This is a genomic window from Pseudomonas sp. P5_A2_2 (assembly GCF_054177685.1).
This window is the reverse complement of sequence record NZ_JBGCUL010000350.1, coordinates 1-4491: the sequence shown is the minus strand read 5'-3', so window position 1 is coordinate 4491 and position 4491 is coordinate 1. Positions and strand designations below refer to the sequence as shown.

5 protein-coding genes are annotated in these 4491 nt (G+C 61.8%); all 5 read left to right on the top strand.

All coding sequences use genetic code 11. The features are described 5' to 3' along the window. The coding region (gene prmA, locus ACXRVY_RS18075; RefSeq protein WP_458237904.1) for a 50S ribosomal protein L11 methyltransferase at positions 1–695 on the top strand (695 nt) is incomplete at its 5' end. A 30-nt stretch (positions 696–725) separates the two neighbouring features. Further along, entirely contained in the window at positions 726–1979 is a 1254-nt protein-coding gene (locus tag ACXRVY_RS18070) for a DUF3426 domain-containing protein (protein WP_223462767.1), read from the top strand. Between the two features lie 184 nt (positions 1980–2163). Next, positions 2164–3174, top strand: coding sequence for a tRNA dihydrouridine synthase DusB (dusB, locus tag ACXRVY_RS18065; RefSeq protein ID WP_223462766.1), 1011 nt, complete (start codon positions 2164–2166; stop codon positions 3172–3174). After that, positions 3171–3491 (top strand): DNA-binding transcriptional regulator Fis, encoded by a 321-nt coding sequence (fis, locus tag ACXRVY_RS18060; RefSeq protein ID WP_015093301.1) that lies wholly within the window; start codon positions 3171–3173, stop codon positions 3489–3491. The genes dusB and fis overlap by 4 nt, the downstream gene beginning before the upstream one ends. An 81-nt stretch (positions 3492–3572) precedes the next feature. Then, positions 3573–4491 (top strand): bifunctional phosphoribosylaminoimidazolecarboxamide formyltransferase/IMP cyclohydrolase (gene purH / locus ACXRVY_RS18055; RefSeq protein WP_458237903.1); only part of this gene is annotated, 919 nt, incomplete at its 3' end.

The window sequence follows — 4491 nt, the reverse complement described above, 5'->3', positions numbered from 1 at the left end:
GTGGCACCGAGCCCGGCCCGGTACTGGCCCATCTGGAGTTGCTGACCGGCAGCCCGTTACCTGAACACCACAGCGAAGTGATCGAAGACCAGGACTGGGAACGCAGCTGGATGGACGGTTTCCAGCCAATGCGGTTCGGCCAGCGCCTGTGGATCGTGCCGAGCTGGCACGCCGCGCCAGAGCCTGACGCAGTGAATCTGCTGCTGGACCCGGGCCTGGCATTCGGTACCGGCACCCACCCGACCACCGCACTGTGCCTGGAATGGCTCGACGGTCAGGACCTGAAGGACTGCAACGTCCTGGACTTCGGTTGCGGCTCGGGGATCCTGGCGATTGCCGCCCTGCTGCTGGGCGCCAAGAACGCGGTCGGCACCGACATCGACGTGCAGGCGCTGGAAGCTTCCCGCGACAATGCCGGGCGCAACCATATTGCTGACGAGCTCTTCCCGCTGTATTTGCCCGAAGACTTGCCGCAGGTTCAGGCCGATGTGCTGGTGGCCAACATTCTCGCCGGCCCGCTAGTGTCCCTGGCACCGCAGTTGTCCGGCCTGGTCAAGTCCGGCGGTCGCCTGGCGCTGTCGGGCATCCTCGCCGAACAGGGCGATGAAGTCGCTGCCGCCTACGCCAGGGACTTCGATCTGGATCCGATCGCCAATCGCGATGGCTGGGTACGCATCACTGGCCGTCGGCGCTAGAATGGCCGTCTGCATAATCCGGAAAGCCGCATGACCGATAGCTTCGTCACCCAGTGCCCGCATTGCCAAACCAGCTTCCGCGTCAGCCATGCTCAGTTGAGCGTGGCGCGTGGCGTGGTTCGCTGCGGCTCCTGCCTGCAGGTGTTCAATGCCGCCAGGCAGCTGCTTGAGCAGGCCGGCAAGGAACCACCGGCAACGCAGCCGCTTCCGCCTGAGCAGCCTGCGCAGCCCCTCGAAGCATCGCCGCCGCGCGCCATTAGCCAAAAGCAGTGGAGCGCCACCGAGCTGGATCTGGACAGTCTCGACCTCGACGAAGAACTCGCCCGGCTCGAACAGCGAGAAATCCAGCCGGCCACCGAGCTCGGCCGCCATCGCGACGACTCGCTGAGCGCCCGCCGCGACAGCTCCGGGCAGGATGACGAGGAGCCGTGGTCCGACAGCCTGTTCAGTGAGTCGGCGGCCGACCGTGCGCTTCTCGACGAACCGCTCGACAGCCTTGAAACGCCAGAGCCGACGATCGAACCGGGCAAAACCTCGCGCACCGAACCTTCGCTGTCCCTGGAACCGGTTGATCTCGACGACGAGCCGCAACCACCCCAGCTGCGCCTGAACGACCCTCTCGATGCGCCGCTGAACCACGAACGCCTGTCAGCCGCCGACGAGAACGAAACCGACGACAACCTGCCCTCGATCGAACCGCTGCGCAAGCGACGCGAACGTAGCGAGCCGGGCGTGCGTGCCGAAGTGCTGCAAGACCTGACCGACGACCCACTGCAACTGGACTGGCAAAAACGCCGCTCGCCCTGGGGCCGACGGTTGTTATGGTTGCTGCTGGTGCTGATTGCTGCTGGCGCCCTCGCCGGCCAGTACATCGCCTACCATTTCGACGAACTGGCGCGACAGGATCAGTATCGCCCGTGGTTCCAGCAACTGTGCCCGCAAATCGGCTGCACCGTGCCTTCCAAGGTCGACATCGCGAAAATCAAGAGCAGCAACCTGGTGGTGCGCAGCCATCCCGAGTTCAATGGCGCCCTGGTGGTCGATGCGATCATCTATAACCGCGCGCCCTTCTCCCAGCCCTTCCCGCTGTTGGAACTGCGCTTCGCCGACCTCAATGGCCACCTGATCGCCAGTCGCCGCTTCAAACCCGGCGAGTACCTCAATGGCGACCTCGAAGGCATGGCGGAAATGCCCCCGCAAACGCCGATCCACATCGCCCTGGACATTCTCGACCCCGGCGCCAAGGCCGTGAACTACAGTCTGAGCTTCCACTCTCCGGAGTGAAACGCTTCTTTGCACCCGGATTGACATTGGCGCTCTGACTCCCCCTGGCCAACCAAACCATGGGTAATAACAGAATAACTGTTCAGATTTTGTTCAATTCAGCCTTTATCCAGTCATCGAGAGCGGGTATCATGCCAACCCTTTTTCGAACTCTCATGATCCGGCCCCACAACAGGGAAGTCCTATGTCGGCGGTACGCATCGGCCCATACACATTACACAACAGCTTGATCCTCGCCCCCATGGCGGGCGTCACCGACCAGCCCTTTCGTCAGCTGTGCAAGCGCTTGGGCGCGGGACTGGTCGTCTCGGAAATGGTCACCAGCGACATGAGCTTGTGGAACACCCGAAAGTCGCGCATGCGCATGATCCACGAAGGTGATCCCGAGCCACGCTCGGTACAGATCGCCGGTGGGGACGCGCAGATGCTGGCGGACGCCGCCCGTGCCAACGTTGAAATGGGCGCGCAGATTATTGATATCAACATGGGCTGTCCGGCAAAAAAAGTCTGCAACAAGGCTGCCGGTTCCGCACTGTTGAAGGATGAATCCCTGGTAACCGAGATCCTGCAGGCCGTCGTGGCTGCGGTCGATGTGCCGGTTACCCTGAAGATCCGGACCGGTTGGGACCGGGACAACAAGAACGGCCTGACGGTGGCGAAGATCGCCGAACAGGCAGGCATTACGGCGCTGGCGGTGCATGGCCGCACCCGTGCCGACCTGTACACCGGTGAAGCCGAGTACGACACCATTGCCGCGATCAAGCAGGCGGTGTCGATTCCGGTCTTCGCCAATGGCGATATCGATTCGCCGGAAAAAGCCCGGTACGTGCTCGACGCGACCGGTGCCGATGGTTTGTTGATTGGTCGGGCTGCCCAGGGGCGGCCATGGATTTTTCGCGAGATCGACCATTTCCTGCGTACCGGCGAGAAGCTCCCGGCGCTGGAACTGATCGAGGTGGAACGCATTCTGCTAGAGCATCTGGCCGCCCTGCACGCCTTCTATGGCGATGTCATGGGTGTGCGCATTGCTCGAAAGCATGTGGGCTGGTATCTCGCAACCCTGCCGGGCGCCAGGGAGTTTCGCGCCCACTTCAATCGTTTGGATGGTACGGATACACAATGCGCCAACGTTCGGGCGTTTTTCGCCGAGCGTTACAAGAGCCTGACAGGGGACGGAGAGTGGGTGGCCGCATGACGATGATGACCGAGACTTTAGTGAGTGGAACAACACCCGTGAGCGACAACGTAAATTTGAAACAGCACCTCAATACGCCGAGCGAAGAAGGCCAGACCCTTCGCGGGAGTGTCGAGAAGGCGCTGCACAATTATTTCGCCCACCTTGAGGGCGCTGCCGTCACGGATGTGTACAACCTGGTGCTCTCCGAAGTCGAGGCTCCCCTGCTCGAGTGCGTGATGAATTACGTCAAGGGCAACCAGACCAAGGCCAGCGAGATGCTCGGACTGAACCGGGGCACGCTGCGCAAGAAACTCAAGCAGTACGACTTGCTGTAAGCATTCAATCAAACCAGAAAGGCGCCCGCGTAAACCGGTCGCCTTTTTTGCTGACTTCCTTTGCTTTTGATGGAAATTGAGATGACCGACCAGACCACCCGCCTGCCGATCCGCCGCGCCTTGATCAGCGTTTCCGACAAGACCGGGATCCTCGAATTCGCCAAGGAGCTTGAAGCCCTGGGCGTCGAGATCCTCTCCACCGGCGGGACGTTCAAGCTGCTGCAGGACAACGGCGTTGCCGCAGTGGAAGTCGCGGATTACACAGGTTTTGCGGAAATGATGGACGGCCGGGTGAAGACCCTGCACCCGAAAATCCACGGCGGGATCCTCGGTCGTCGCGGCATCGACGACGCCATCATGAACGAGCACGGCATCAAGCCGATCGACCTGGTAGCGGTCAACCTGTACCCGTTCGAAGCCACCATCAACAAGCCTGGCTGCGACCTGCCGACCGCCATCGAGAATATCGACATCGGCGGCCCGACCATGGTCCGCTCGGCAGCCAAGAACCACAAAGACGTGGCCATCGTGGTCAACGCCAGCGATTACGCCAGTGTCCTGGAAAACCTCAAGGCCGGTGGCCTGACCTACGCTCAGCGTTTCGACCTGATGCTCAAGGCCTTCGAACACACCGCGGCCTATGACGGCATGATCGCCAACTACATGGGCACCGTAAACCAGGCTGCCGAGACCCTGAGCACCGAAGGTCGCAGCGAATTCCCGCGCACCTTCAACAGCCAGTTCATCAAGGCCCAGGAAATGCGCTACGGCGAGAACCCGCACCAGAGCGCGGCGTTCTACGTGGAGGCCAAGCCTGCCGAAGTCGGTATCGCCACCGCGACCCAACTGCAAGGCAAGGAACTGTCGTACAACAACGTGGCCGACACCGACGCCGCGCTGGAATGCGTGAAGAGCTTCGTCAAGCCGGCTTGCGTGATCGTCAAGCACGCCAACCCGTGCGGCGTGGCTGTCAGTCCTGATGCCGAAGGCGGCATCCGCA